The 1,327-nt window shown below is 34.8% G+C and carries 1 protein-coding gene; it reads right to left on the bottom strand.

The annotated features are described in order from the left end of the window. Positions 1–11: 11 nt before the first annotated feature. Positions 12–1,327 (bottom strand): HAMP domain-containing sensor histidine kinase (locus tag AC1DRF_RS28080; RefSeq protein ID WP_477742321.1); only part of this gene is annotated, 1,316 nt, incomplete at its 5' end.

The raw sequence follows: 1,327 nt of genomic DNA, 5'->3' as shown, positions 1-1,327 counted from the left end.
TATATGCACATTTATAGAGAGTGATTAAACAGAGGCAATACAACCGTTACATTTGTTCCTTCGCCTTCTTTACTCTCGATATTAATAGTACCGTGGTACTTTTCCACCCATCGTTTAGCTATAGCCAGTCCTAAGCCAAGTCCTCCTTGCTTTCTGCTCCTTGCCTTATCCACTCGATAAAATCTATTTAAAATATAAGGTATATCTTCTTCCGGAATGCCAATTCCTTTATCCATTACTTTAAGGGATACCTTTCCATTGATTAGAGAACAGTCTATAACTACCTCCCTTTCTTCTTTCTTAGAATATTTGACTGCATTATCTAACAAAATGATTAATATTTGTTCTAGATGGCGAGAAGAAATATTTACATAAAGGTTTTTATGGAAATGTTTTATTTTAAACTCATAATCGCTATACACTACTTCAAAATTCCTTACAACATGTTGGACAGTCGTCCATACGTTGATTGGTTCAACATCTACAGGGTTTATCAGACTATTTTCAGCTCGGGATAACTCTAATAATTCTTGTACCAGATTCGTTAAACGCTCTACTTCTTTCAGGCTAGATTTCAAGGATTTATCTAATACTGCCGCATCATTTTTCCCCCAGCGATTTAATAATGTCAAATGGCCTTGAATAATGGCTAACGGAGTCCTTAATTCATGTGAAGCATCCTCTACAAACTGTTTTTGCTGTAAAAAGGAGTCTTCGAGGCTATCCATTAACTCATTGAATAAATTGCCTAATTGAGCAAACTCATCGTTTTTTTCATTAACTGGAACTCGTTCCTCAAGTCCATTTTTTTTTATTTTTTTCATCGTTAATGTTAACGCTTGAATGTTGGATAGTATTTTTTTTGCTAGAATGGTTCCACCTAGAATACTAAAGATTAGTGATCCTACTCCTGCAGCAAGCATTAATAAAAAAATCTTGTCCATAAAAACATCGGACATCTCCATATTTCTTACAATTTCAACAGTTCCAGTGAAGTTATCGGTGACAATTGGAGAACGAAGAACGAGTAGGCGTTCATCGTGGTTTCGAAGCACTTTGCACTCTTCGTGCTTCACCGTTTTCGGTTGCTGCCAGTTTGGTGAAACATTGTTTGAGGTACTGGTTATAATGTTCCCTTTCCTATCAAGAACACGAATTAACTGATTCTTTTCATTAATTTTCGATAAGTATCCTTCACTGTTTTCAATTTGTTTTAAGGATAAAGGTTCATCGTCAGATTGAATAAAAGCGAGAACCTCGTTTAATTGATGAATACCATTTTGCTTCTCATAATTTAAAATACTATTATCGATCACAATATATTGAA

This window comes from Priestia sp. P5_B4, assembly GCF_056400385.1.
The sequence above is the reverse complement of the archived record's forward strand: the minus strand, read 5'-3'. Positions and strand labels throughout refer to the sequence as shown.